The sequence below is a fragment of the Cellulomonas algicola genome (assembly GCF_003851725.1).
GTDB lineage: Bacteria > Actinomycetota > Actinomycetes > Actinomycetales > Cellulomonadaceae > Cellulomonas > Cellulomonas algicola.
In genome coordinates, this window is sequence record NZ_BHYL01000174.1 from 1 (window position 1) to 3,539 (window position 3,539).

3 protein-coding genes are annotated in these 3,539 nt (G+C 75.0%); 2 read left to right on the forward strand and 1 reads right to left on the reverse strand.

Going from position 1 to position 3,539, the window contains the following annotated elements; all coding sequences use genetic code 11:
• Positions 1 to 166: 166 nt before the first annotated feature.
• Positions 167 to 1,726 (reverse strand): aminopeptidase P family protein, encoded by a 1,560-nt coding sequence (locus CTKZ_RS11950; protein WP_124343157.1) that lies wholly within the window; start codon positions 1,724 to 1,726, stop codon positions 167 to 169.
• A 158-nt stretch (positions 1,727 to 1,884) separates the two neighbouring features.
• On the opposite strand from CTKZ_RS11950, the gene CTKZ_RS11955 reads away from it, so the two are divergent.
• Both CTKZ_RS11955 and CTKZ_RS11960 read left to right on the forward strand, forming a co-directional pair.
• The gene (locus tag CTKZ_RS11955; RefSeq protein ID WP_124343158.1) at positions 1,885 to 2,727 is read left to right on the forward strand and encodes a PHP domain-containing protein; all 843 of its coding nucleotides are present in this window, start codon (positions 1,885 to 1,887) and stop codon (positions 2,725 to 2,727) included.
• Between the two features lie 9 nt (positions 2,728 to 2,736).
• Positions 2,737 to 3,360: a MarC family protein gene (locus tag CTKZ_RS11960; RefSeq protein WP_124343159.1), complete on the forward strand. Its 624-nt coding sequence runs from the start codon at positions 2,737 to 2,739 to the stop codon at positions 3,358 to 3,360.
• Positions 3,361 to 3,539: the final 179 nt, after the last annotated feature.

Here is a 3,539-nt window from a genome sequence, read left to right on the forward strand (position 1 = left end):
CACCCAGCCCGCTGCGTCACCGAGCGTGCCGCCCGTCGCGCCGCCGGCGCCCCACGTGCCCGAGCCCCAGCCGCCGGTGCCCCCGACCGACGCACCGCAGGGCCCGACGACGAGCGCGCCGCAGCCGCCGACGCCCCCCGCGGGCGACGCCGACGGCCGCTGAGCGTCAGCGCCCGAGCAGTCCCTGCATCCACGCCTCGACGGCGTCGGGGTCGCGCGGCAGCGCCGCGGACAGGTTCTCGTTCCCGTCAGCGGTGACGAGCACGTCGTCCTCGATCCGCACGCCGATGCCGCGGTACTCCTCGGGCACGAGCAGGTCGTCGGACTTGAAGTACAGGCCGGGCTCGATCGTGAACACCATGCCGGGCTGCAGCTCCGCGTCGAGGTAGAGCTCGGCGCGCGCCTGCGCGCAGTCGTGCACGTCGAGGCCCAGGTGGTGGCTCGTCCCGTGCACCATCCACCGGCGGTGGTGCTGGTTCTCGGGCTTGAGCGAGTCCTCCGCGGAGATCGGCAGCAGGCCCCACTCCTCGAGCCGCGCGGCGATGACGCGCATCGCGGCGTCGTGCACGTCGCGGAACCTCGTCCCCGGCCTCGCGACGGCGAACGCGGCGTCGGCGGCGTCGAGCACGGCCTGGTAGACGCGGCGCTGGACCTCGGTGAACGTGCCGTCGACGGGCAGCGTGCGCGTGACGTCCGCGGTGTAGAGCGAGTCGACCTCGACGCCCGCGTCGACGAGGACGAGGTCGCCCGCGCGCACGGGGCCGTCGTTGTCGATCCAGTGCAGCGTCGTCGCGTGCTCGCCCGCGGCCGCGATGGTCTCGTACCCGACGGCGTTGCCCTCCTGGCGGGCGTGCCCGACGAACGTGCCCTCGATGACGCGCTCGCCGCGGCGGTGCTCCTGCGCGGCGGGCAGCGCGCGCACGATCTTCTCGAAGCCCTCGATCGTCGTGTCGACCGCGAGGCGCATCTGCTCGACCTCGTACGCGTCCTTGAGCAGCCGCAGCTCGGACAGCGCCTCGGCCAGCCGCTCGTCGCGCGCACCCGCGGCCTCGGTCGCGCGGATCTCCTCGACGACCTCCTCCACCGCCTCGTCGACGTCCGGCACGACGAGGACCTGCACGCCGTCGGCGCCCGCGTCCTTGGCGAGCGCGTCGCGCAGGTCGTCGAGGTGCGCGGTGCGGATCCCGGTCTCGGTCTCGACGTCCTCGAGCGTGGGCCGTGCGCCGACCCAGAACTCCCCGTAGCGGGAGTCGGAGAAGAACTCCGCGGTGTCCCGGCCCGCGAGGGGCCGCAGGTAGAGCACCGCGCGGTGGCCGGACCCGCCGTCGCCCTCGCCGTCCGGGACGGGGTGCAGCACGAGCACCGCGTCGGGCTCCTGCTCGACGCCCAGGCCCGTGAGGTGCGCGAACGCCGAGTGCGGGCGGAACCGGTAGTCGGTGTCGTTGGAGCGCACCTTGAACGTGCCCGCGGGGATCACGAGCCGCTCGCCGGGGAAGTGCGCGGAGAGCGCGGCGCGCCGACGCTCGGTGTGGTCGGCGGCGGGGTTGCGGGTCGCCGTCGACGCGGGCCGCTCGCCCCAGCCCGACGTCACGAACCGCAGGAACTCGGCCGAGCCCGGGCGCTGCGACCGGTTGCTGCCGCGGTCCGCGAGGGGCTGCTCGTCGCCGTGCGCGACAGCCGGGTCGACGGCGGGGGTGGCGGTCTCGGGCGTGGGCTCCGTGGTCATCGCGCCATTGTCCCATCGGCGGGCGCGACGACGACGGGACGCGTCCGCGGAGGTGCTCGACCCGGCGTCCGGCCGTGCCCGGGGTCGGGTCGCGCCGGCGGCGTGCGCGCTGCGCACCGGGCCCGTGGACGCCGTGGTCGCGCGGTTACGGTGTGCGGATGCGCATCGACCTGCACGCCCACTCGTCCGCGTCCGACGGCACGGACGCCCCCGGGGACCTCGTCGCGGCGGCCGCGCAGGCGGGTCTGGCCGTGGTCGCCCTGACGGACCACGACACGACGGTCGGGTGGGACGAGGCCGCGGACGCGGCGGCCCGGCACGGCGTGCGGCTCGTGCGTGGCACCGAGGTCTCCGCGAGGTCCGCAGGCATCAGCGTGCACGTGCTGTCCTACCTCCACGACCCCGACGCGCCTGCCCTGCATCGCGAGCTCGAGCGGTCGCGGCGCTCGCGCGTGCACCGCGCGGAGGCGATGGTCGAGCTGCTCGCGGCAGACGTGCCCATCACCTGGCAGGACGTGCTCGACCACAGCGCGGACGCCGTCGTGGTAGGCCGCCCGCACATCGCCGACGCGCTCGTCGCGCGGGGCGTCGTGCCGGACCGGTCGGCGGCGTTCGCGCACCTGCTGCGGTCCGACGGCCCGTACCACGTGCCGCACTACGCGCCGTCGGCGGCCACCGCCGTGCGGGCGATCCGGGCGGCCGGGGGCGTGCCGGTCTTCGCGCACCCCGGCGCCGACGCGCGCGGGCGGGTCGTGCCGGACGAGGTCTTCGAGGAGCTCGCCGACGCCGGTCTCGCCGGGCTGGAGGTCCACCACCGCGACCACTCGCCGGCGCAGGTCGAGCGCCTCACGGCGATCGCCGAGCGCCTCGGGCTGCTCGTCACGGGGTCGAGCGACTACCACGGGGACGGGAAGGTCAACCGGCTGGGGGAGAATCTCACCGAGCCGCACGTCCTGGCGGCGATCGAGGAGCAGGGGCGTCTGCCGGTGCTCGGAGGATAAGGAGGTCGCGTGTCGGACGTCCTCGACGTGCACCTGTTCGCGTCGGTGTTCATCACGCTGTTCGTCATCATGGACCCCCCGGGGACCGTGCCGATCTTCCTCGGGCTGACGAGCGCGATGTCCCGGGTGCAGCGCAACCGCGCCGCCCGCCAGGCCGTCGCCGTCGCGTTCGGCGTCGTCGTGGCGTTCGCGCTGTTCGGGCAGTCGCTGCTCAGCTACATGCACGTCTCGCTGCCCGCGCTGCAGGCGTCCGGCGGCCTGCTGCTGCTGCTCGTCGCGATGGAGCTGCTGACCGGCAAGATGGAGGAGCCGCAGCCGTCGGGCAACACGAACGTCAACGTGGCGCTCGTCCCGCTCGGCACGCCGCTGCTCGCCGGTCCCGGCGCGATCGTCGCGACCATGGTCTTCGTGACGCAGTCCGACGGGTCCGCGGCCGACTGGGTGGCCATCGCGCTCGGCGTCCTCGCGGTGCACGTCTGCCTCTACCTCGCCATGCGGTTCGCGAACGTCATCCATCGCGTGCTGGGGGAGTCGGGCACGATCCTCGTCACCCGGATCGCCGGCCTGCTCCTCGCCGCGATCGCCGTGCAGCTCGTCGCCGACGCCGTCGAGGCGTTCATCAAGGCCGCCTGACCCGGTCGCCCCGCCGCGGAACGCGGGTTGTCGTTTGGACCGGCGCGTCGCGCCGCGGACCGCCCGTCCGCCGCGCTGCCGCGGCCTGCCGCAGACAGGCGCGGCGGCGCCGATACGCCGAAGGGCGCGCACCCCGTCCGGGATGCGCGCCCTTCGTGCGTCAGGCGTCAGGCGTCGGC